At 60.0% G+C, this 21,607-nt stretch carries 20 protein-coding genes; 12 read left to right on the top strand and 8 right to left on the bottom strand.

The genetic code is table 11. The features are described 5' to 3' along the window. Positions 1–96: 96 nt before the first annotated feature. Positions 97–852 carry an alpha/beta fold hydrolase gene (locus tag ABJH13_RS09875; RefSeq protein WP_348406043.1) on the bottom strand — a complete coding sequence of 252 codons (756 nt, stop codon included), beginning with the start codon at positions 850–852 and terminating at the stop codon, positions 97–99. Positions 853–927: 75 nt separating this feature from the next. On the opposite strand from ABJH13_RS09875, the gene ABJH13_RS09870 reads away from it, so the two are divergent. Then, positions 928–1,293, top strand: a complete 366-nt coding sequence (locus ABJH13_RS09870) for a hypothetical protein (protein ID WP_348406042.1) — start codon at positions 928–930, stop codon at positions 1,291–1,293. An 81-nt stretch (positions 1,294–1,374) separates the two neighbouring features. Here the strand turns inward: ABJH13_RS09870 and glyA are convergent, their stop codons facing one another. After that, complete coding sequence (gene glyA / locus ABJH13_RS09865; protein WP_348406041.1) at positions 1,375–2,670, bottom strand: serine hydroxymethyltransferase; 1,296 nt, start codon at positions 2,668–2,670, stop codon at positions 1,375–1,377. Between the two features lie 220 nt (positions 2,671–2,890). Between glyA and ABJH13_RS09860 the strand changes: the two genes are divergently transcribed. The 3 genes from ABJH13_RS09860 (at position 2,891) to ABJH13_RS09850 (ending at position 5,343) form a co-directional block, all read left to right on the top strand. Beyond that, positions 2,891–3,652 carry an NAD kinase gene (locus ABJH13_RS09860; RefSeq protein ID WP_348406040.1) on the top strand — a complete coding sequence of 254 codons (762 nt, stop codon included), beginning with the start codon at positions 2,891–2,893 and terminating at the stop codon, positions 3,650–3,652. Between the two features lie 65 nt (positions 3,653–3,717). Further along, positions 3,718–4,890, top strand: coding sequence for a Coenzyme F420 hydrogenase/dehydrogenase, beta subunit C-terminal domain (locus ABJH13_RS09855; protein WP_348406039.1), 1,173 nt, complete (start codon positions 3,718–3,720; stop codon positions 4,888–4,890). 243 nt (positions 4,891–5,133) lie between these two features. Continuing rightward, a complete protein-coding gene (locus ABJH13_RS09850) occupies positions 5,134–5,343 on the top strand; it encodes a CsbD family protein (protein WP_348406038.1) in 210 nt (69 codons plus the stop codon). A gap of 267 nt (positions 5,344–5,610) precedes the next feature. Here the strand turns inward: ABJH13_RS09850 and ABJH13_RS09845 are convergent, their stop codons facing one another. Then, on the bottom strand, positions 5,611–5,877 hold the full coding sequence (locus tag ABJH13_RS09845; RefSeq protein ID WP_348406037.1) for a hypothetical protein: 267 nt from the start codon (positions 5,875–5,877) through the stop codon (positions 5,611–5,613). A 131-nt stretch (positions 5,878–6,008) separates the two neighbouring features. Beyond that, on the bottom strand, positions 6,009–8,282 hold the full coding sequence (locus ABJH13_RS09840; RefSeq protein ID WP_348406036.1) for an NADP-dependent malic enzyme: 2,274 nt from the start codon (positions 8,280–8,282) through the stop codon (positions 6,009–6,011). 176 nt (positions 8,283–8,458) lie between these two features. Here ABJH13_RS09840 and ABJH13_RS09835 point away from each other — a divergent pair, with 176 nt between their 5' ends. The 6 genes from ABJH13_RS09835 (at position 8,459) to ABJH13_RS09810 (ending at position 14,015) form a co-directional block, all read left to right on the top strand. After that, complete coding sequence (locus tag ABJH13_RS09835; protein ID WP_348406035.1) at positions 8,459–9,577, top strand: cupin domain-containing protein; 1,119 nt, start codon at positions 8,459–8,461, stop codon at positions 9,575–9,577. A 57-nt stretch (positions 9,578–9,634) separates the two neighbouring features. After that, entirely contained in the window at positions 9,635–10,048 is a 414-nt protein-coding gene (locus ABJH13_RS09830) for a cytidine deaminase (RefSeq protein WP_348406100.1), read from the top strand. Further along, a complete protein-coding gene (locus ABJH13_RS09825) occupies positions 10,045–11,364 on the top strand; it encodes a thymidine phosphorylase (RefSeq protein ID WP_348406034.1) in 1,320 nt (439 codons plus the stop codon). Before ABJH13_RS09830 ends, ABJH13_RS09825 begins: the two co-directional genes overlap by 4 nt. Then, positions 11,364–12,566, top strand: coding sequence for a phosphopentomutase (locus tag ABJH13_RS09820; RefSeq protein ID WP_348406033.1), 1,203 nt, complete (start codon positions 11,364–11,366; stop codon positions 12,564–12,566). The genes ABJH13_RS09825 and ABJH13_RS09820 overlap by 1 nt, the downstream gene beginning before the upstream one ends. 99 nt (positions 12,567–12,665) lie before the next feature. After that, positions 12,666–13,298 (top strand): uracil phosphoribosyltransferase, encoded by a 633-nt coding sequence (gene upp, locus ABJH13_RS09815; RefSeq protein ID WP_348406099.1) that lies wholly within the window; start codon positions 12,666–12,668, stop codon positions 13,296–13,298. Between the two features lie 69 nt (positions 13,299–13,367). Further along, positions 13,368–14,015 (top strand): hypothetical protein, encoded by a 648-nt coding sequence (locus ABJH13_RS09810; protein WP_348406032.1) that lies wholly within the window; start codon positions 13,368–13,370, stop codon positions 14,013–14,015. Here the strand turns inward: ABJH13_RS09810 and ABJH13_RS09805 are convergent. Then, complete coding sequence (locus ABJH13_RS09805; protein WP_348406031.1) at positions 14,012–15,025, bottom strand: hypothetical protein; 1,014 nt, start codon at positions 15,023–15,025, stop codon at positions 14,012–14,014. The genes ABJH13_RS09810 and ABJH13_RS09805 overlap by 4 nt on opposite strands. 87 nt (positions 15,026–15,112) lie before the next feature. After that, the gene (locus ABJH13_RS09800) at positions 15,113–16,744 is read right to left on the bottom strand and encodes an AMP-binding protein (RefSeq protein ID WP_348406030.1); all 1,632 of its coding nucleotides are present in this window, start codon (positions 16,742–16,744) and stop codon (positions 15,113–15,115) included. A gap of 140 nt (positions 16,745–16,884) precedes the next feature. On the opposite strand from ABJH13_RS09800, the gene ABJH13_RS09795 reads away from it, so the two are divergent. Both ABJH13_RS09795 and ABJH13_RS09790 read left to right on the top strand, forming a co-directional pair. Beyond that, positions 16,885–17,541 carry a sulfotransferase family 2 domain-containing protein gene (locus ABJH13_RS09795; protein WP_348406029.1) on the top strand — a complete coding sequence of 219 codons (657 nt, stop codon included), beginning with the start codon at positions 16,885–16,887 and terminating at the stop codon, positions 17,539–17,541. A gap of 293 nt (positions 17,542–17,834) precedes the next feature. Beyond that, on the top strand, positions 17,835–18,410 hold the full coding sequence (locus ABJH13_RS09790) for a Hint domain-containing protein (RefSeq protein ID WP_348406028.1): 576 nt from the start codon (positions 17,835–17,837) through the stop codon (positions 18,408–18,410). 46 nt (positions 18,411–18,456) lie between these two features. Here the strand turns inward: ABJH13_RS09790 and ABJH13_RS09785 are convergent, their stop codons facing one another. Together ABJH13_RS09785 and ABJH13_RS09780 are read right to left on the bottom strand one after the other, a co-directional pair. Continuing rightward, positions 18,457–20,658: a 3-hydroxyacyl-CoA dehydrogenase NAD-binding domain-containing protein gene (locus ABJH13_RS09785; RefSeq protein ID WP_348406027.1), complete on the bottom strand. Its 2,202-nt coding sequence runs from the start codon at positions 20,656–20,658 to the stop codon at positions 18,457–18,459. After that, the gene (locus tag ABJH13_RS09780; protein WP_348406026.1) at positions 20,633–21,604 is read right to left on the bottom strand and encodes a hypothetical protein; all 972 of its coding nucleotides are present in this window, start codon (positions 21,602–21,604) and stop codon (positions 20,633–20,635) included. The genes ABJH13_RS09785 and ABJH13_RS09780 overlap by 26 nt, the downstream gene beginning before the upstream one ends. Positions 21,605–21,607 lie beyond the last annotated feature (3 nt).

The following is a 21,607-nucleotide window of genomic DNA, read 5'->3' as shown; positions in this document are numbered from 1 at the left end:
GGGCAAAAGGGCACCACATGTGCCCAAATTGTCCTGCGTTATAGGCAAGCGCGGGCGGGGCGCAAGGGCCGATTGGAAGATTCGCGCCCGAGTGGGTCAGGCCGTCAAAAAGGCACGCAGCGCGGCTTCGAATTCGCGCGGTTTTTCGGCGTGCAACCAATGGCCTGCACCCGGCAGTTTGGCAAAGCGCGCTGCGGGGAATAGCGATTTGATTGTGGGGCGATATTCGGGTTGTACGAAATCAGAATTGGCACCAGATAGAAACAAAGTCGGGCCGTCAAATTTACCTGTCAGTTGTGGAAAGCCGATGATTTTGTCCATTTCGGCGGCCAAGACATCAAGGTTCAACCGCCATTTCTTTTCTGCGACATCAAGCGACTGGGTGAAAAAGCTCTGCAATGCGGGTTCGACGCCCTGTGCGGCCAGCTGTACTTCGGCGTCAGACCGGCGGGTGATCTGTTGCAAATCCACGGCGCGCATGGCCGATATGAACTGCATTTGGTCGTGTGTGTAGGCAACAGGCGCGATGTCCGCGATGATCAGCCGTTGGACCAGGTCAGGGGCCTGGACCGCCAGCGCCATCGCCGCTTTGCCCCCCATCGAATGGCCGACAACATGGACCGGCGCGCCAACGTGGGCGATCACTTGGGCTAGATCATCGGCCATCGCGGGGTAGGAATGTTCGGCGTTCCAAGGGCTGAACCCGTGGTTGCGTTGGTCCACGGTGATCACGCGGAACTGGTCGCTGAGCCGTTTTGCGATGACCCCCCAATTGCGCCCAGATCCGTAAAGACCATGCACAATCAACACGATGGGCGCATCAGGGGCCCCGAATTCGGAATAATTTAACATGGTGCCAGAGCTAGCGGATTTGCCATGTTAATGCCAGTGCCTTGCGCCGGCCAGCAATGTCCGTTTAATGGACCGATGACCGACATTGACACTCAAACTGCGCAGCTTAGCGCGATCCTGGACCGGCGCCTTGCGATCAAGGGGCCCGCGTTTGCGGATCAGATCAGGCGTGCTGTGCGGTTGCTGCCCCGGCATCTGCGCCCGCAGGCACAATTGGTGCAACAAGCGGTGGATTTGGGCGGGCAGCCGCGCGCGTTGCGACAGTTGGACGAGGCGCGGGTTGCGCGCGCGTGCGAGGAGCTATCTGTTTATTTCGAAGGGCTCGATCTGGCTCAGATGCGCCGCACCCGGATCCTGTCGGTGCTGGCCGCGATCGTGTTCAACCTGCTCGTGGTGTTCACCGCGCTTGTCGTGTTTTTGCGGGTGTATGGCTACATTTGATACGCGGCGGATGGGCAGCTGTGCCCAAACGGCGCGCACCCACCCGCAGCGTGAGGAAAGGGGGGGCGACCCCCCTCATCATTATAGGTTTGGATACATCGGGAAGCGCGCGCACATCTGCGCGACTTCGGCTTTGACTTTATCCTCGACGGCGCCGTTGCCGTCTTCGCCATTCGCCGCCAAACCATCGACCACCTCAATGATCCAATCGGCAATCTGACGGAACTCTGCTTCGCCAAACCCGCGGGTTGTCCCCGCCGGTGACCCAAGGCGAATGCCCGATGTCACCATCGGCTTTTCGGGGTCAAACGGCACACCGTTCTTGTTGCAGGTGATATGCGCACGGCCAAGCGCCTTTTCGGTTGCGTTGCCTTTGACGTCTTTGGGCCGCAGGTCAACAAGCACCACATGCGTGTCGGTGCCGTGGGTGATGGTATCAAGCCCGCCTTTGATCAACTGATCCGACAACGCCTGCGCATTGGTGACGACCTGTTGAATGTAGGATTTGAATTCGGGCTGCAACGCCTCCCCAAAAGCGACGGCTTTGGCGGCGATGACATGCATCAGGGGGCCGCCCTGAATGCCAGGGAAAATCGCAGAGTTGAATTTCTTGGCCAAGGCTTCGTCATTGGTCAGGATCATACCACCGCGCGGGCCGCGCAGGGTTTTATGTGTGGTGGTGGTGGCCACATGGGCATGCGGGAACGGCGAGGGGTGTTCGCCCGCTGCCACAATCCCTGCGAAATGCGCCATGTCCACGTGCAGGTAGGCGCCAACCATGTCGGCGATTTCGCGCATCTTTGCAAAGTCGATTTCGCGCGGGATAGCAGACCCACCAGCAATGATCATCTTGGGTTGATGCTCTTTGGCCAATGCCTCAACCTGATCGTAGTCCAGCAGGTTGTCGTCTTTGCGCACACCGTATTGTACCGCGTTGAACCATTTGCCTGATTGGTTGGGTTTTGCACCGTGCGTCAGGTGGCCGCCCGCATCCAGCGACATCCCCAGAATTGTATCACCGGGTTGCAACAGCGCCTGAAATACCCCTTGGTTTGCTTGGCTGCCCGAGTTCGGCTGCACATTTGCAAAGTCGCATGCAAAGAGTTTGCACGCCCGTTCGATCGCTAGGTTTTCGGCGATATCGACGTATTGGCACCCGCCGTAGTACCGGCGGCCCGGGTAGCCTTCGGCGTATTTGTTGGTCATCACTGACCCTTGCGCCTCAAGAACCGCCGTCGAGACGATGTTCTCGGACGCGATCAGTTCGATCTCATCACGTTGACGGCCGAGTTCTTGGGTGATGGCGCCAAAGATCTCGGGGTCGCTGTCTGCGAGCGATTGGGTGAAAAATCCGGGGGCGCGATGTGGGGCGGTCATGGGTTGTTTCCCTCTCAAAAGAGCAATGATGCGATGTTCTGTCGAAAACCCGGCTGCCGCTAAACCGATGCGAGGCGGCCGATGTTATAATCTGTGCGGTGGTCATAGGGGCTAATATCGCTGTGTGCAATCTGGCCTTATGGGCAAATCCGCGCAGTGCTGGTCAGCGGGCTGGATATGTGATTGTTTCAGATCACAAACTCTCGGATCGGAAACATAAATGCCCAATAAGATCGCCTTCACCGCCAGCCGCGCCGATATTGCGCAAACCGCGCGGGCGGCGCTGATCTCGCGATACGGCAATGTCGCCGAAGAGGACGCAGACATCATTGTGGCCCTCGGGGGCGACGGGTTCATGTTGCAAACCTTGCACGCGGCACAGCACCTGTCGGCCCCGGTGTACGGGATGAACCGGGGCACCATCGGGTTTTTGATGAACACCTATTCCGAAGGGGACCTGCCGCAACGTTTGGCCGCCGCCGAAGAGGCAGAGCTCAACCCGCTTACCATGGAAGCGACCTGCAGCGACGGGCGCGTGACCCATGCGTTGGCGATCAATGAGGTGTCTTTGCTGCGCGAGGGCCCGCAGGCTGCCAAGCTCAAGATCACGGTGGATGGGCGGTTGCGTATGGCCGAATTGGTCTGCGACGGGGCGCTGGTGTGTACGCCTGCGGGGTCGACCGCCTATAATTATTCGGCCCACGGGCCCATCCTTCCTATTGGGTCGGGGGTGCTGGCCCTCACCGCGATGAGCGCGTTCCGCCCGCGACGGTGGCGCGGTGCGTTGTTGCCCAAACAGGCGGTGGTTGAGATCGACGTGTTGGAGCCTGAAAAGCGCCCCGTCATGGCCGAGGCGGACGCCAATTCTGTAGCGGGCGTGGTGCGGGTCAAGATCCAGTCAGACCCGTCCGTGGTGCACAGGATTCTGTTTGATCCGGGGCATGGTCTTGAAGAACGGTTGATCAGCGAGCAATTCACGTGATCGAAACCCCGCACATTGGTCCCGCAGCGCCGCGTGGGCTGTGTACCGATTGCGGGGTGTCACGGATGAAAGACGCCAGAGCCTGCGGGCGGGCCTGCCAGTTCATTGCGCCAGACTACGAGACGATGGAACAGCGTGTGCATGGCGGCACCCGAGGGGGCGGAGACGAACATTTCTTTGGGCCGTTTCAGGCGATGTACCGGGCCGAAATGGCGCCACCCCAGCCCGGTGCGCAATGGACGGGCATCACCACATCCCTGGCGGCGCGGCTGCTTGAAACGGGTCAGGTGCAAGCTGTTTTGACCATGGTGCCCGATGCGGAAGACCACTGGCGGCCCAAGCCTGCATTGATCACGCAGGCGCAGGATATGGCGCAGGCCCGGGGGATGCGAATGGGGTATGCGCCGCTTTTGGCTTTGTTGGAAACCGCGCAAGACCGCGGGTTTAGCCGTCTGGCGGTGATCGGCATCCCGTGCCAGATTTATGCATTGCGCGCCCTCGAAGCGGAGCTGCACCTAGAGAGGTTGTACGTGATCGGCACGCCGTGTTCCGACAACACCACGACCGAGAATTTCCATACGTTTCTTGATCTGTTGGATGATGATCCCGCGCGCATCACCTATTTGGAGTTCCGCCCCGATTTTAAGGTAGAACTGCGATATACGGATGGGCGCACGCGGATGATCCCGTTTTTGTCGTTGCCTATATCGGATTTGCCGCGCGACTTCTTTCCCCTGACGTGTCGTACCTGCGTGGATTACGCCAACAGTTTGGCAGATATCACGGTGGGGTATATGGGGGGACAGGGCGCGCAGTGGTTGATTGTGCGCAACGCGCGCGGTGCCGAAATGTTGGACGGCTTGGGCGATGCGGTGCGTCTGACGGCGCCCACAAGCGCGGGCAGGCGGGCCTCTGCGGTGAAGGGATTTGTGGCCAATACCGCGCGTGCTGCGGGGGGCTTGCCGCTGCGCCGCATGCCGAACTGGTTGCGCCCGTTGGTCAGTTGGCTGCAACCTCGAATTGGGCCACGCGGTTTGGAATTCGCCCGCGCGCGGATAGAGATGAAAGCCGCCGAGACCATTTTGCACCTACGCCGCGAAGCACCTGCCAAGTTGAAAAATATGACCCCCAAACATGTATGGCGCATCGCGGCCCCTTATGATCTTCGGCCTACGCAGGACGAGCAACCACCCCGTCGTAACGGGCAAGCTACCGATGTGCGTGATGGATCAGACTGATTTAACTAATTGAATATATGTGTAAATAAAATTTGCAAACTGGACGCTTTCAGTTTGCAAATTGTCGTGAGCATGCCCTGACATGGGGCGCGCCCGAATCTCGATGATCGTCATCAGGTAAAAATAGGTGCCGATATTTTGATTAGGTCGGGAACCAATCTCGAAGCTTACGTGTTGAGGTGGCAAGAGCATGTGGTGACCATGTGCTTGGTTCAACGAGATCAACTGAATAAGGAGAGACCAATGAACTGGGATATCATCAAAGGAAACTGGACACAGGCTAAGGGAGCGCTTCAATCTCAATGGGGCGATCTGACCGACGATGAGCTCGAAGAAGCGCGCGGCGACCGGGCGCAGTTCTTGGGGTTGATCCAACGCCGGTACGGTCTTGCCCAAGACGAAGCCGAACGTCAGCTTGACACGGTCATCACCCGTCTTAAGTCAGCCGCGTAATTGCCTCGTCGCGTCTGATTTATAAAGGGCGGTCTTAACTGGGGCCGCCCTTTTATCGTCTGGGGACAGTTGAACCCGATCGCATGCTTGCAAGCGCTGGGCTTGAAACGGTAACGAACCAAACCTACTGCGATGATCACATTGGCACGGCATGTTGCGCTGAATTTGCCGAGTTCGACAAAACCTCTGCGCACATCAATCCACCGTTACGTGGCACTATAAGTTTACCGTCATCCAGGCGGGCGCACCGTTTGAATATCGTAACGCTTAGCGACTGAATATATCGACTTCCAACCCACGACGGGCTGCGGCTTCGCAGTCGCCCGCGCTTTGGGGGCGGCACGTAAACCGTTTGCCGTAGACCTTGACGCCAGCTGTATCAAACGGGCCGTTTTGACCCTGAATGGTGCGGGAGACCACGGGGAAATCTTCACCATCAACAGTCACCGTCCCGATCTGTCTTTCAGCCACCGAAGCGCAGGCCCCCAATGCAATGGTCGCGATAAGTGGTACAAAAATAGATCTACGGCGCATGTGCACATCTCCCATGTGGTTGGCGGTTGCGACGAAACCTCGCACTGCCTTTCCTATGACATCGGGCGCGCTGGGTCGGGTTTCAACCGTTTGCGCGCCCGACCACGGAAATGTGTCCGCCCCGTGAGCGGTTAACTATAGTGGTCCACCGGGGTGCCCGCGATGGCAGACATATTCAGCAACCCACGTGCGGTGATCGACGGCGACACGATATGCGCACGATTGCCCATGCCCATCAAAATCGGCCCCACTTCCAACCCGCCGCCCTTCATCTTGAGAATATTGCGCACCCCCGAGGCCGCATCGGCATGGGCAAAGACCAACACATTGGCGGCTCCTTCCATACGGTTGCCGGGCAGAATGCGGTCGCGCAATACCGGGTCGAGCGCGGTATCAATGTTCATTTCGCCTTCGTAACAGAAATCGTGGTTTTGCGCGTCAAGCAGGCGAATGGCGGCGCGCAAACGCCCGCCGGTGCCTTCACCTTGGTTACCGAACTGCGACTGCGAACAAAAGGCAATGCGAGGTTCTATGCCGAACCGGCGCACGTGGCGCGCGGCCCCAATGGCGATATCTGCGATCTGTTCTGGGTCGGGGTGCAGGTTCACCTGTGTGTCGGCGATAAACAGCGGGCCGTCCTCTAGGATCATCATGGACAGCGCACCAACCGCATGCAGCTCACCACGGTTCAGCACCTGATTGACGTAATTCAGATGCCAACGGAATTCACCGAAGGTGCCACAAATCATGCTGTCGGCTTCGCCACTATGGACCATTACCGCGCCAATGGCGGTGGTGTTGGTGCGCATGATGGCGCGGGCAATGTCGGGTGTGCCACCACGCCGGGCCATCAACTCGTGGTAGGTTCGCCAATAGTCGCGGTAGCGCGGGTCATTTTCGGGGTTCACCAAATCGACGTGTTCGCCCAGCTTGATGGTCAGACCGGCGCGCGCGATGCGGGCCTCCATGACCTCGGGGCGGCCGATCAGAATGGGGCGTTCTGCGGTTTCTTCCAGCATCGCTTGGGCGCAGCGCAATACGCGTTCGTCTTCGCCTTCGGCAAACACAATGCGGCGGGGCGTGGTGCGGGCCGCCTGAAACACCGGGCGCATTAACAGCGCCGATTTAAACACCGACCCATCCAGTTTTTGCCGGTAGGCCTCCAGATCCTCAATGGGCCGGGTGGCCACGCCGGTTTCCATCGCGGCCTGTGCAACAGCCGATGACACGATCCCCACAAGGCGCGGATCAAACGGTTTGGGGATCAGATAATCCGCACCAAATGTCAGCTGTTCGCCCTGATACGCGGCGGCGGCTTCGGCAGATGTGGTGGCGCGGGCCAGTTCGGCAATACCGTCGATACAGGCCAATTGCATTTCGTCATTGATGGTGGTTGCACCGACGTCCAATGCCCCGCGAAAGATAAAGGGGAAACACAGCACGTTGTTGACCTGATTGGGAAAATCAGACCGCCCGGTGGCGATGATCGCATCGGGCGCGACTTCGCGCGCCAGATCGGGCAGGATTTCGGGCGTGGGGTTGGCCAACGCAAAGATGATCGGACGTTTGGCCATTTTGCCGACCATATCCTGGGTTAGGACACCGGGCCCGGACAGTCCCAAGAACAGATCCGCGTCCCCTATCACATCATCCAGCGTGCGCAGTTCGGTCTGCTGGGCGAACGCGGCCTTGGAGGGGTTCATATCCAGTTCACGGCCCTCATAGACCAGTCCGTGGATGTCACACAGCCAGATGTTTTCGCGTTTGACGCCAAGCTTCAGCAACATGTTCAGGCAGGCGATCCCCGCGGCACCGCCCCCCGTCGAGACGATCTTGATGTTCTCAAAGGATTTGCCCGCCACATGCAGCGCGTTTTTCGCAGCAGCACCCACTACAATCGCGGTGCCGTGTTGGTCGTCGTGAAACACGGGGATGTTCATGCGCTCGCGGCAGATACGTTCAACGGTGAAACAATCGGGCGCCTTGATGTCTTCGAGGTTGATCGCGCCAAAGGTCGGCCCAAGGGCACAGACAATATCAGCCAGCTTTTCGGGGTCGGATTCGTCCACCTCGATGTCAAAACAATCGATGCCCGCGAATTTCTTGAACAAAACCGCTTTTCCTTCCATCACCGGTTTGGAGGCCAACGCGCCGATATTGCCCAACCCCAAAACCGCAGAGCCATTGGTCACCACCGCCACCAGATTGCCGCGCGACGTATAGCGTGCGGCGGTTGACGGGTCTGCCTTGATCTCAAGGCAGGCCTCGGCCACGCCGGGCGAATAGGCACGGGCCAAGTCGCGCCCGTTGGCCAATGGTTTGGTCGCGCGAATTTCCAATTTCCCCGGTTTGGGGAATTCGTGATAGTCCAATGCGGCTTGACGCAGGTTTTTTGTATCGCTCATGGTGGTGGTGCTTTCTTCCCGGAGAATGGTCCAGTCGTAAACGACTTATGCGGGTGCGCCAAGGTGCTGTTTTTGCGGGGCTCAATCTGTGGGCGCAGATCACCATGGGCTGTCCGCCGTCGCTTGCCAATCGCACGATCCCATCGCATCTTGCGCGCAGCGATGGAGAGCTAAATATGACCGACATTAAGGCCGAAGTGGTGTTGCCAACGCAAGAGTTGCGCAACGATATCCCCTTTTTCACCAAAGTATTAGGGATGCGGATGGATATGATCTATCCGGCCGATGACCCGACGGTTGCTGTGTTTTCGGGGTATGGGTTGCGGCTGCGCGTGGAAAAAGACGCGGATACCCCGCCCGGTGTCGTGCGATTGCTCAGCGAAACACCCGATACCATCGCCGACGGCCAGCGCGATTTGGTCGCGCCCAACGGCACGCGCGTGCAGATCCGCCCGCTGCATGCGCCCTTGGTGATGCCCCAAACGGTGCACAGCTTTGTGGTGCGCCGCTTGGCCGACCAAGCCCCGTGGGTCATTGGGCGGGCGGGCATGCATTACCGCGATCTGATCCCCGACCGGTTGGGTGGGTCGATCATCGCCAGCCACATTCGGATCCCCGATGGGGGCCCCGTGCCCGACATGGTGCACTACCATACCGTCGGGTTTCAGCTGATCTTTTGCTATCGGGGGTGGGTTGATCTGGTCTACGAAGACCAAGGCGAACCGTTTCGTCTGCATGCGGGCAATTGTGTGATCCAACCGCCCGAAATCCGGCACCGGGTGTTGTTTGCCTCTGACAACATAGAGGTCATCGAAATCGGCGTTCCCGCAGAACATGTCACAACGATTGACCATGATATGGATCTGCCCAACGGCCCCGCCAACCCTGACCGTCTGTTTCAGGGGCAACGTTTTGTGCACCACCAAGCCAAAGGCGCGCAGTGGGCTCCGTTTCGGGTGCCGGGCTTTCAAAGCCGCGACACCACGATTGCCGAACATACCGGCGATGTGGCCGGGGTGCATGTGGTCCGCCCGGCGCAGGGCGAAACCCCCTGGACCCAGCACAACAGCGATATTTTGTTCACCTTTGTTATGCAGGGCCAGATGGTGTTGCAGGGGGCAGGGCGCGCGCCCCATACGCTTGAAGCGGGCGATGCCTTTGTGGTGCCGCCGGGCATGTCGGTGCGCTATGCGCAGGCCTCGGATGATCTGGAACTGCTCGAAGTGTCGTTGCCGGGGGCGTTTTCCACCACGGTGGACCCAGCGCCCGCTGTCGCCGACGCAGTACCGCTATAAGCGCATGTTTACGCGCAGTTTCCCTTGCCAAATAGGTCCTGAACGGACATTTTTCACATAACAGACAAGAAAGGCGAGCAGATGTCTTTGAAAACAGCCGCGACCGCGGTGCGCGAAAACGCGCATGCGCCCTATTCCAACTTCAAGGTGGGGGCAGCCGTGCGCGGCGCATCGGGGGCCATATATGTGGGGTGCAACGTCGAAAACGTGGCCTACCCTGAAGGCACCTGCGCCGAGGCCGGTGCGATCGCGGCGATGGTGGCTGCGGGCGAACGCAAACTGACCGAAGCTTATGTGATTGCGGGGTCGCCCACACCTGTCACGCCCTGTGGCGGGTGCCGCCAAAAGCTGGCGGAATTTGCCCAAGGTGACGTGCGCGTGACCATGGCGACGACGGGTGGGGTGGAACAAGTAACAACCGTGGCTGAGTTGCTGCCAGGGGTGTTTAACGCAGGCCATATGCATCAATGAGCACGACAGATGCGCGCACGGTTTTGGCCGCAGTGCGGCATGGCGCTGCGCTTGATGCCGCACAACTGGGATGGTTCGCGCGCGGTCTGGCCGATGGCCGGGTCAGTGACGCCCAAGCGGGGGCGTTTGCTATGGCGGTGTGCGTGCATGGCTTGGGCGAACAGGGGCGCGTGAGGCTGACCCAAGCGATGCGCGACAGCGGGCGCATGTTGACGTGGGATCTGGACGGGCCCGTATTGGATAAACATTCCACCGGGGGGGTGGGCGATTGTGTCTCGCTGGTGTTGGCGCCGGCGCTGGCGGCTTGTGGCGCCTATGTGCCGATGATTTCGGGGCGCGGCCTCGGCCATACGGGCGGAACGCTCGACAAACTAGAGGCCATTGCGGGGTTGACCACGCAGGTCGACGAAACCCGCTTTCGGGAAGTTGTAGCGCAGGCGGGCTGTGCCATCGTGGGCGCCACCGCCGATATCGCCCCCGCAGACAAACGGCTTTATGCGGTGCGCGATGTGACATCAACGGTCGACAGTCTGGATCTGATCACCGCGTCTATTTTGTCGAAAAAGCTGGCGGCGGGGCTGGATGGGCTGGTGCTTGACGTCAAGACCGGCAGCGGCGCGTTTATGAAAGACACCGCATCGGCACGGGCCTTGGCGCGCGCGTTGGTTGATACGGCCAATGCGGCGGGGTGCCACACCACCGCAGTGATCAGCGACATGAGCCAACCCCTGGCCCCCAGTTTGGGAAATGCACTAGAGGTCGCCGAAGCGATGCGGGTGCTATGTGACGCAGAACCGGGCCGATTGATGGACCTATCGGTGGCTGTGGGCGGTGATTTGCTGGCGCGCGCGGGCTTGGCAGCAGACAGGCAGGCAGGGGCCGCGGCCCTCACTGCGGCCATTTGCGACGGCCGCGCGGCTGACCGGTTTGGGCGCATGGTCGCAGCCATGGGCGGGCCGGTGCAATTTGGTGACAACTGGAGGCGGCTGCTGCCCGAAGCACCGGTGATCCGTGAGGTGCGCGCGCCTGTGGCGGGCTGGGTCACGGCCATCGATGCAGAGGCATTGGGTCTGGCTGTGGTTGCCTTGGGCGGGGGGCGTGTGGTCGAAACTGACGACATCAACACCGCCGTTGGGTTGGCGCAGGTTGTGGGGTTGGGCGCGCGGGTGGACCGGGGGCAACCCTTGGCGCTGGTGCATGCCGCGCGCTCTGATGCTGCCGATTGCGCAGAGCAGGCGGTGCATGCGGCCATTTCGGTCACGCCGGATGCGCCAGAGGGGCGAACCCCAGATTTGATCATAGAAAGGGTGAGCTGATGGCGCGGGCGTTTCTTGTGGTGATGGATTCGGTTGGTGTGGGGGGGGCTCCAGATGCATCAGACTATTACAACGGCACTGTCCCCGATGAAGGCGCCAATACGGTGGCTCATATCGCGGGCGCCTGTGCACAGGGTCTTGCCACCGAAGGCCGCGTGGGGCCGTTGCGTGTGCCACATCTGGATGCGCTGGGGTTAGGGCGGGCCGTACATCTTGCCAGCGGTCAGACCGCGCCGGGCCTATGGCGCGAACCCACGGGCGTTTGGGGCGTCGCCACCGAGGTGTCCAAAGGCAAGGATACGCCATCGGGGCATTGGGAATTGGCGGGCCTTCCGGTGCCTTGGGACTGGCACCATTTCCCCGACACGACGCCATGTTTCCCCGATGACCTGATCCAAACCATCGCAGAATTTGCGGGCACCGAAGATGTCTTGGGCAATTGCCACGCATCGGGTACGCGTATCATCGAAGCCTTGGGCGCAGAGCACGTCCGCAGTGGGTGGCCCATTTGCTATACCTCGGCCGATTCTGTTTTTCAGATCGCCGCGCATGAAAGCAGCTTTGGCCTCGAAAAGCTGTTGGCGTTGTGCGAGACCATCGCCCCGCAGCTGCACAGCATGAACGTCGGGCGGGTGATCGCGCGCCCCTTTCGCGGTGACGCTATACGCGGGTTCCACCGTACCGCGAACCGGCGCGATTATGCGATGTCCCCCCCCGGACCGGTGCTGACCAATTGGGTGCATGACGCCGGGCGCAAGGTGTATGCCATTGGCAAGATAGACGATATTTTTTCGATGCAAGGCATCGACCGGGTCCGCAAAGGCCCCGACAGCGCCCTGATGGACCATCTGGAGAACCTGATAGAGACCGCCGAAGACGGCAGTCTGGTCTTTGCCAACTTCGTGGAGTTCGACAGCCTTTATGGCCACCGGCGGGATGTGTCTGGCTATGCCCGCGCGCTGGAATGGTTCGACGAGGCCATTGGCGAATTAATCGAGCGGCTGCGCCCGGATGACATCATGGTGCTGACGGCGGATCACGGCAATGACCCCACATGGATCGGCACGGACCACACCCGTGAACGGGTGCCGGTGTTGATCGCGGGGCCGGGGTTGCTTCCGCGCGGGCTGGGGCAAATGGGGTTTCGGGACGTCGCGCATATTGTGGCGGATCACCTGGGCGTCGCGGTGCCAGAAACCTGACCACTCTCTGGCCTGCCAAGACAAAAGATGCGTCGCCTGCTTGCAGCGCAACCGGTTGCGGGGCTAAAGGGTGACAGGTTTTGCAAAGAGGTGCCCCCGATGTCCGATCATGTGACAGTTGTTGATCATCCGCTGGTCCAACACAAACTTACCATCATGCGCGATACGGCCACGCCGACGGCTGTCTTTCGCCAACTTCTGCGCGAGATCAGCCAGTTGCTGGCCTATGAGGTGACGCGCGACCTGCCGATGACAACCAAAACGGTCGAAACGCCGATGCAGCCCATGCAGGCCCCGACGCTCGACGGCAAAAAACTGGCGTTGATTTCGATCTTGCGGGCCGGCAACGGGCTACTGGATGGGGTGTTGGAGCTGATCCCCTCGGCGCGTGTTGGGTTTGTGGGCCTGTACCGCGACGAAGAAACCCTGCAGCCTGTACAGTACTATTTCAAGGTGCCCGAAGCGATGGAAGATCGTCTCGTGATCGCGGTGGACCCGATGTTGGCAACGGGCAATTCATCTGTCGCTGCCGTTGATCTTTTGAAACAAGCCGGGGCCACCAATATCCGGTTCTTGTGTCTTTTGGCCGCCCCCGAAGGTGTGGCGCGGATGCAGCAGGCGCACCCCGATGTGCCGATTGTGACCGCCGCCATTGACGAAAAACTCAATGATAGCGGATATATCATACCAGGCCTGGGCGATGCGGGCGACCGGATGTTCGGCACTAAATAGCCCACCACCGGTTTTGCGCCTCTCAGGTGACGTCGGGCACTGTCGCTCTAGAAACCTGTGAGGGCAAAGATGAAGATCACACACGGTATCGCAGTGCTGGCCACTGCCGTAATATTGGGGTTTGCGGGCGCAGGCGCGCAGGCGCAATCGGGCCCGACCCCGCAAGAACAACCGCCCGCCAGTTTCACCGGGCTTCAATTTGTAGACAGCCGTGGCTGTGCGTTTATTCGGGCAGGGCAGGATGGCGCAGTGCGGTGGGTCCCGCGGGTGACCCGCGACAGACGGCAGGTATGCAATTTGCAGCCCACGGTGACGGCGGGTGTTGCGGCGCCGCGCGCGCCTGCAGCAACGGTTGCCGCGCCACAGGTTCTTGTGCTGACCCCAACGTCATCATCCCCCGCCGCACCTGCGGTTATTCGGCCCAGTGTTCCCAACCGGGCACCCGGCGCGGCCTTGCCTGCGGCGCCTGGGTTGGTAGGTACCGTGGTCACGCCACAAACGGCCGCAGCCCAAGGCGTGAGCCCGACCACCCGCGTGCTGCCCCGCCATCTCTATGAGGTCCAAAGCAAAACGCAAAGCGTGAAGGTGCCTGACGGGTACCGCAGTGTTTGGCAAGATGACCGGCTTAACCCGCGTCGCGGCGAACAGACATTGCAAGGGCACGGCCAGATGCAACAGATCTGGACCAAGACCGCCCCGCGCGAACTGGCCGACTAAGCGCGGCAGATCCCCTGAAGCCGCAACCAATCGGCGTCGCTTAACAGGGCGCTGGGGTTTTTGCCACGCATCGGGTCGGCCTCTATGAGGGGCAGGACGGTTTCGCCGGTGATATCACGAGCATAGGCGTAGGGCGTGCTGCGCAATCCGGCCACATCGAACACCGCAATCAGGGTGTCTGGCGGGGGCACTGGCCGGTCTTTGGTCAGTAAATGTTCGGCGTATCTGTCCAACACGTCGCTTTGGAGATTACCGGTGGTGAGCAATTGAAAGCTGGCCCACGTGCCGCTGACTTGTAACAAATCCTGCAACGGGTCCTGCGCGCGCGACAGGCTTTGTTCCACTATGGCAAAGCCCGCGGCCACGTCGGGTTCTTCGAAATCTTCGACCAGCGACCGGTTTAGCAAGATATGCCCGCCCGGCAAATGCAGGCTGGTGTCGATAGCGCCGGGCAAGATGTTGATCTGGTCGGTGCCCAGCCGCGCGCGAAACGTGGCCAGCGCGCGCAGACCTGCGTCGTCGCCACACACTGCGCCGGACATGCGCTCTATCCGGCGCAGCAATGCGTCGCCGATTTGGGCGCGTTTCACCTGCGGGACCACCGACAACGTGTGCCGTGTTAACGCTTGGGGCACCCAAAACAACCCCACGGCCACGACCGTCGCAATCGACAGCGCCATACCCAGCCACCGCAAACGTCCCGGTTTGGGGCGCCTGCGTTCCACCGCGCGGCGCAGCTGTTCTATGGCGTCGATCATCTGCGCCTCATCGCCGGCCAATTCCAACGTTTCACCGGGGTCGCCCTGTGGGTAGTATAACGCCGGGGTTTTGCCGGGATTGGCCCGTTGTATGGCCGCCAGCGACCAATGAGTGATCGCACGGTCGCTCATATCCGACAGGATCAAGGTGGCATCCCCAACCGATACCACAACCTCGCGGCGCTGGTCTTCAGGCGTTGCGCGCCAAAGGCCGCTTGCTTCCAGCCGGGCGTATTTCTTAAGAGCCGTCATTGCGGTGGGGTGCTGCTCGTTGCTTGGTGTTGATGGGTCATACCACCCACAGGCCAACGCGGGCAATGGGCAGGAGGCATGGGTGGTTTAGGGCATGTCGCGGGCACGGGCGCGCAACGCGAATTTCTGGATCTTGCCGGTCGAGGTTTTGGGCAACTCTTGGAACACCACGTGCTTGGGCGCCTTGAACCCCGCAAGGGCCTGGCGCGCAAAGGCGATCAACGCGTCTGCGTCGCCCTGCGCACCGGGTTTGAGTTCCACAAAGGCGCAGGGCACTTCGCCCCATGTGTCATCGGGTTTGGCCACAACGGCGGCCAATAAAACATCGTCATGCCCCATCAAGACGCCCTCGATTTCGACCGATGAGATATTTTCCCCACCCGAAATTATGATATCTTTGGCGCGGTCGGTGATCTGCATATAGCCGTCGTTATGTTGCACCGCGATGTCACCAGAACGGAAATACCCGCCTTCAAATGCCGTTGCTGTGGCCTGCGGATCCTTGTAATACCCCTTCATCACGGCGTTCCCGCGGATCATGATCTCGCCCTGTGTGGCGCCGTCTTTTGGGACCTGACGCAGGGTGTCGTCCAGTACGGTGATGTCTTCCATCATCGGAAAGGCCACGCCTTGGCGGGCCTTGATCGCGGCGCGTTCGGGGCGGTCTAGCTCATCCCAGTCAGCCCCACGCCACAGACATTCGGTGACATGGCCGTAGGTTTCGGTCAGCCCATAAACCTGCGTTACGCTAAAGCCCAAGGCCTCTATTTTGCTTAGGGTTGCGGGGGCAGGGGGCGCACCGGCGGTGAACACCTCGACCGGGTGGTCGAACCCGCGCCGCACGTCATCAGGGGCGTTGACCAACATGTTGAGCACGATAGGCGCGCCGCCTAAATGGGTCACGCCCTCGTCAGCGATGGCGTCAAAGATCGCAGGCGCCGTGATGTCGCGACAGCACACAATGGTGCCCCCCAGCAATGGCATCATCCAGGTGTGGTTCCATCCGTTGCAATGAAACAGTGGCACAATCGTCAGATACACCGGGTGCAGCACCATCCGCCAACTCACCACGGTGCCCATCGTCATCAGATAGGCACCGCGATGATGGTACACCACGCCCTTGGGCCGCCCCGTGGTGCCAGACGTATAATTCAGCGCGAGGCTTTCCCATTCGTCCTGTGGCAGGATCCACGCAAAGCCCGCATCGGCTTGGGCCAGCACATCTTCGTAGGTGTCATAGCGCCCGCTGGCGGGGTGCCCGGCCGCTGCGTCAGGCACTTCGATCAGCTGCGGCGCGGGGCCTTGCATCTGGGCAATCGCGGCTTCAACCAGCGGCAGGAATTGACTGTCGACCAACGCCAGTTTGGCCCCGCCGTGGTCGAAAATATACGCAACCGTATCGACATCCAGCCGGGTGTTGATGGTGTTCAGCACCGCACCACAGGCCGGCACGCCAAAGCTTGCCTCGACCTGCGCGGGGACATTCGGCAGCACCGTGGCCACCACATCGCCCGGCTGCACCCCGCGCGCGGCCAGCCCCGCCGCCAACCGTGTGCAGCGGTTGTGGTACTGCGCATAGCTGACCCGGTGGGCGCCATAAATCACCGCCGTGTGGTGGGCAAAGACATGCGCGGCGCGGCGCAGATGTGACAACGGGCTGAGTGGCACATAGTTGGCGGCACATTTGTCCAGCCCGGTTTCATCGCTCATCCAGCCCATTTTAGTCCGCCTCCCCTTTGCGCTTGGCAGGTCAATCGCCACGCGGTTATTACGATATTGGTTTTGCCGCGTTTGGAAAGTGTATTGTCTGACATTTGGAAAACTCTCTGGGGTAGATCCCGCATGCGGCGGTGGCGGGTATGATCATATCGGCTGGTCGGGCGTATATCTTTGTGCATATTCCCAAAACCGGGGGCACGTCGCTGGCCACCGCGCTTGAGGCGCGCGCGATGAGGGACGACATCTTGATTGGCGACACCCCAAAGGCACGCCGTCGCAAGGCGCGGCTAGCCGGGGCCGTGACCCACGGCCGCCTGTGGAAGCACGCAACCCTCGCAGATATCGACGGGTTGATTGCCCCCGAACAGATCGCACGTTGTTTTACGTTTACGGTGGTGCGCAACCCCTGGGACAGGGTCGTCAGCACGTATCATTGGCTGCGCGATCAGTCTTTTGACCACGCGGCGGTTGATATCGCCAAATCGCAGGATTTCGCGGGGTTCTTACAAACGCCCCACATCCAAGACATGCTGCACGCCACACCCGCGCGCAGTTACATGACCGATATCACTGGCAAAGAACGCTGCGATCTGTATGTGCGGTTGGAACGATTTGACCACGAGGTGGCGCCATTGGTGGCGTATCTGGGGTTTCCATTGACCATGCCGCATCTGAACAAATCCGTCCGGCCGCGCGACTATCGCGGGCTATACGACGCCACGACCCGTGATCTGGTTGGACGGTTTTGCGCCGAGGATATCGCGCGATTTGACTATAAATTTGACCTACCTAGGTAGCGCCCGGATAAGGCGAGGCCTGCATTCCATTTACAATCTATACGGCTAATATTCTGATTTATATTAGATTTCCTAAAATTCCATTTGCGTTTTAGGGGGAATTTCGATCAATATTTGTCATCTTTGACGCGCGACAAAAACGCCCGTGTTTGAAACCAGCGTTCCGTCGGGGCGTGCAAAACCAATGGACCGGGGCACAAAAGGGGATACGCATGTATGGCTGGAGCGTTAACGTAACGGCGACCTTACCTAAACCGGTGCCGCGCGGTCGAACAAAGTCACAAGGATCGGGGTTGTTAACGGGGACGCAGGTGGTGTCCCGGCAGGGGTGGCGGCCCGTCGAAACACTGGTCGTGGGCGATATGGTGCAAACCTTCGACAACGGTTTTCAGGCCGTTGCGCGGATCACAAAGCGGTGCTTGTGGGAAAACCCGGCAAATGTGGCCTCGCGCGATTGGCCTGTTGTCGTGCCGTCGGGCGTTTTAGGGAACCGGGCCGCGTTGACGGTGTTGCCCGACCAAGGCGTCTTGCTGGAACATGACGCGATCTCGGATCCGATGGGGGATTGTTTTGGCATCGTGCCGGGCGCGGCCTTGGATGGGGTGTGCGGGATGGCGCGTTGCAAACCGACCGATCCGGCAGAGGTCATTATCATAGAATTCGCCAACGAAGAGGTGATCTTTTCGGAAGGGGGGCTGATGGTGCGGTGCCCGTCTTGCGGCCGCTTTAGCCCGGCGGAGACATTGTACAATGCCATTCCGCTTGCCGATGCACGGACCCTTGTGGCGACAGCGACCAATGTCTCTGATAGCCTGTCGCGTGCGGCAAAATATGTCACCTCACCCAAATTTGGCGCGACGACACTCTAGAAATTGGGGCACAGCCCGCACGTGGTACGCGCGGGCTGTTTGATGATCACGCCGCCTTTGAGGCCGCCGCGAAGCGCCGGTAAAAGCTATGGTTTTTGCCGGCCATGTCCCGCAGTAGATCGGGGCAGGCAAACCGGTCACCAAACGCAGCTGTCAGTTGGTCGCATCTTTCGGCGGCATAAGGCGCGCCGATCATGTCGAGCCAGCTAAGCGGCCCACCAGACCACGGCGCAAAACCCCACCCCAAGATCGCACCCACATCGCCTTCGCGGATGTCCATCAACACGCCTTCTTCAAGCGCGCGCACGGCCTCGAGCGACTGCGCAAACAGCAACCGGTGTTGTACATCGATCAGGTCAGGCTGCGTGTCGGCCACGGGGTATTGCGAGGTCAATCCATCCCACAGGCCCGTGCGTTTGCCTTTGTCATCATAGGCATAGAACCCTGCCGCTGCTTTGCGCCCCAACCGGCCCTGACCTTCCATCCAGAAAATCACCGCGTCTACGGCGGCATCCGGGTAGGCGTCGCCCATGGCAGATTTTGTTGCCCGGGCGATTTTTGCGCCGAGATCAATGGACGTCTCGTCGACCAGTTGCAGTGGCCCCAATGGCATGCCCACCAAACGCGCGGCGTTTTCTATTAGCGCGGGTTCGACCCCTTCGGCCACCATGCGGATGCCTTCGTTGATGTAGGGAATAATGCAGCGGTTTGCGTAAAAGAACCGCGCATCGTTCACCACAATCGGGGTCTTGCGGATTTGGCGCACATAATCGAGCGCCTTGGCCACGGCGCGGTCGCCTGTCCCCTTGCCCTTGATGATCTCGACCAGCAGCATCTTTTCCACCGGGGAAAAGAAATGAATGCCGATGAATTGGTCGGGTCGCGTGCTGGCTTTGGCCAATTCTGTGATCGGCAGCGTCGAGGTGTTGGATGCAAAGATGCAGTCTTCGGGGATCACGGCCTCGACGCGTTCGGTCATTTCGGCCTTGACCTTTGGGTCTTCAAACACGGCTTCGATAATCAGATCGCAGTCCTTTAGCGCATCCAGATCGGTGGTCGCGGTGATCAGGCTTAGCAGTTGGTCTTTCTTTTCGGGGGTGGTCTTTTTGCGCGCGATGCCCTTGTCGGCGTAGGCGGCTGTGTAGGCGCGGCCCCGGTCTGCGGCCTCTTGGGTTTGGTCGATCAAGACGACCTCAATGCCGGCTTGGGCCGACACAAGGCTGATGCCCGCGCCCATCATGCCCGCGCCCAATACACCTAGTTTCTTGACCCGTTGATCAGGCACATCCGCCGGGCGCACGGCACCTTTTTCCAAGGCTTCTTTGTTGATGAACAGCGACCGGATCATGGCCTCGGACGACGGGTTCATCAACACCGATGTAAACCACCGCGCCTCAACCTTGAGGGCAGTGTCAAAAGGCACCATCGCGCCTTCGTAGACCGCCGACAGCAGCGCCTTGGCTGCCGGATACACGCCCTGCGTTTTGCCGTTGACCATGGCCGAAGCCCCCACAAACGTCATGAAACCCGCAGGGTGGTAGGGCGCGCCGCCGGGCATTTTATAGCCCTTTGCATCCCAGGGTTTGACCAAATCTGCGTCTTTGGCGGCCAATACCCACGCACGGGCATCGGCCATCGGATCGTCGCTGACCGCGTCAATCAAACCTGCGGCTTTGGCCTTGGCAGGGTTCACCAGCTTGCCTTCGAGCAGGAACGGCGAGGCCGCCATCGCACCCATTTTACGGACCAAACGTGTGGTGCCGCCCGCGCCGGGAAAAATACCAACCATGATCTCGGGCAGGCCGATCTTGGCCTTGGGGTTGGTGGCGGCGAAAATCCGGTGGCACGACAATGGCAGTTCCAGTCCGATCCCCAACGCGGTGCCGGGCAGCACACAGGCCACCGGTTTGCCGCCCTTTAGGGTCTTTGGGTCCATTCCGGCGCGTTCGATTTTGCGCAGCAGACGGTGCATATCCATCACGCCGTCAAACAACCCCTTGGCGGGGTCTTCACCGGCATCGGCCTTCATTTTGGCGATCAGGTTTAGATCCATCCCGCCTGCAAAGGACCCCGGTTTGCCGGATGTCAATATAATGCCGGTCACCGCGTCGTCGGCAAGGGCCGCATCAATCTGCGCCTCTAGTTGCTTAAGCCCCTCGTAAGACATGACATTCATGGATTTCCCGGGTACGTCCCAGATGATCGTCGCAATGCCGTCGGCATCAGTGGTGATTGTAAACTCGGTCATGTCGGGTCCTTTCCTGAATGGTTCGCAGGGTCACCAAAGCGTCGGAGGGTTTGGGGACGGTGCAGGGAAAACGAGTGTTTGCCAGTGAGTTGGTGACAGATTTCATGTACCAGGCAGTGCCTTCGCGTTTGAGCATCATGCGCGATTTAATCGGCCCTCGGATAACGGTATCGCCGGTGAGAAACGCGGTGGTATGATAGCCACAAATCAGATCACCCGAGATGAATTCGGCGCTTTCGGCCTGGCGCACCAACCTGCCTTGATGCAGATTTATTCGTTGTTCGCGCATCATGTCAAAGAAGGGCCGGACGTCTGCGCGGGTTGATATCGTCGTATCGGCAAATTCCGTGTGCGCGCTATGTGGAAAGAGCATGTAGCTGCAGTATGTATCAAAATCGTCGTTCATGTTGGCGACTGACAAGTTATTGATAAAGCTCTGATAAATACTAAGAGGGTCGACAGCTTGCATGCGCGCGTCACTTTCAGGCGCGGTTAACCTGTCAAACCGGACCCCATCGCGCAGCACGCGCGGGATGTGGATGGGCCAATGTGGATTGTCGAGCGAGCTTTCAAGTTCCTGCAACTTCCAGATACCGTCTTCGCGCAGCAAAACCATACGGTTCGCATAGCTTTCAACAACAGGGACCGCGTCGCGCAACCAATGGGTCACGTGATGCCCGGCGATGTAATTGTCGCTGAGAAACTCGGCATCTGTGGCCAGCCGCACCAGATTGGTGGCACCCAACCCTTTGAGAGCCTTCAAAAATATGTCACGCCCGGTTGCCAGGTCTTCGGCCGTTTCCACCACCACCTTGCTGCGCAAAGTGCGCCGCAGGTGGGGGAGCTTGGTATAGGCCAATGACGTCGCTTGATCGCCGTTCATCAGCGCGTGGGACATAACATCCAACGTTTGTTGATACAGCGCGAGGGCGTTGGTGCCGTCCATTTG

This window comes from Roseobacter sp., assembly GCF_039970775.1.
Lineage (GTDB): Bacteria > Pseudomonadota > Alphaproteobacteria > Rhodobacterales > Rhodobacteraceae > Roseobacter.
The sequence above is the reverse complement of the archived record's forward strand: the minus strand, read 5'-3'. Positions and strand labels throughout refer to the sequence as shown.

What these genes read in the sequence shown, in the direction of transcription:
- ABJH13_RS09875 (WP_348406043.1), bottom strand. Translation starts at nt 852, where the DNA reads ATGTTAAATTATTCCGAATTCGGGGCCCCTGATGCGCCCATCGTGTTG.
- ABJH13_RS09870 (WP_348406042.1), top strand. Translation starts at nt 928, where the DNA reads ATGACCGACATTGACACTCAAACTGCGCAGCTTAGCGCGATCCTGGAC.
- glyA (WP_348406041.1), bottom strand. Translation starts at nt 2,670, where the DNA reads ATGACCGCCCCACATCGCGCCCCCGGATTTTTCACCCAATCGCTCGCA.
- ABJH13_RS09860 (WP_348406040.1), top strand. Translation starts at nt 2,891, where the DNA reads ATGCCCAATAAGATCGCCTTCACCGCCAGCCGCGCCGATATTGCGCAA.
- ABJH13_RS09855 (WP_348406039.1), top strand. Translation starts at nt 3,718, where the DNA reads ATGAAAGACGCCAGAGCCTGCGGGCGGGCCTGCCAGTTCATTGCGCCA.
- ABJH13_RS09850 (WP_348406038.1), top strand. Translation starts at nt 5,134, where the DNA reads ATGAACTGGGATATCATCAAAGGAAACTGGACACAGGCTAAGGGAGCG.
- ABJH13_RS09845 (WP_348406037.1), bottom strand. Translation starts at nt 5,877, where the DNA reads ATGCGCCGTAGATCTATTTTTGTACCACTTATCGCGACCATTGCATTG.
- ABJH13_RS09840 (WP_348406036.1), bottom strand. Translation starts at nt 8,282, where the DNA reads ATGAGCGATACAAAAAACCTGCGTCAAGCCGCATTGGACTATCACGAA.
- ABJH13_RS09835 (WP_348406035.1), top strand. Translation starts at nt 8,459, where the DNA reads ATGACCGACATTAAGGCCGAAGTGGTGTTGCCAACGCAAGAGTTGCGC.
- ABJH13_RS09825 (WP_348406034.1), top strand. Translation starts at nt 10,045, where the DNA reads ATGAGCACGACAGATGCGCGCACGGTTTTGGCCGCAGTGCGGCATGGC.
- ABJH13_RS09820 (WP_348406033.1), top strand. Translation starts at nt 11,364, where the DNA reads ATGGCGCGGGCGTTTCTTGTGGTGATGGATTCGGTTGGTGTGGGGGGG.
- upp (WP_348406099.1), top strand. Translation starts at nt 12,666, where the DNA reads ATGTCCGATCATGTGACAGTTGTTGATCATCCGCTGGTCCAACACAAA.
- ABJH13_RS09810 (WP_348406032.1), top strand. Translation starts at nt 13,368, where the DNA reads ATGAAGATCACACACGGTATCGCAGTGCTGGCCACTGCCGTAATATTG.
- ABJH13_RS09805 (WP_348406031.1), bottom strand. Translation starts at nt 15,025, where the DNA reads ATGACGGCTCTTAAGAAATACGCCCGGCTGGAAGCAAGCGGCCTTTGG.
- ABJH13_RS09800 (WP_348406030.1), bottom strand. Translation starts at nt 16,744, where the DNA reads ATGGGCTGGATGAGCGATGAAACCGGGCTGGACAAATGTGCCGCCAAC.
- ABJH13_RS09795 (WP_348406029.1), top strand. Translation starts at nt 16,885, where the DNA reads ATGATCATATCGGCTGGTCGGGCGTATATCTTTGTGCATATTCCCAAA.
- ABJH13_RS09785 (WP_348406027.1), bottom strand. Translation starts at nt 20,658, where the DNA reads ATGACCGAGTTTACAATCACCACTGATGCCGACGGCATTGCGACGATC.
- ABJH13_RS09780 (WP_348406026.1), bottom strand. Translation starts at nt 21,604, where the DNA reads ATGGACGGCACCAACGCCCTCGCGCTGTATCAACAAACGTTGGATGTT.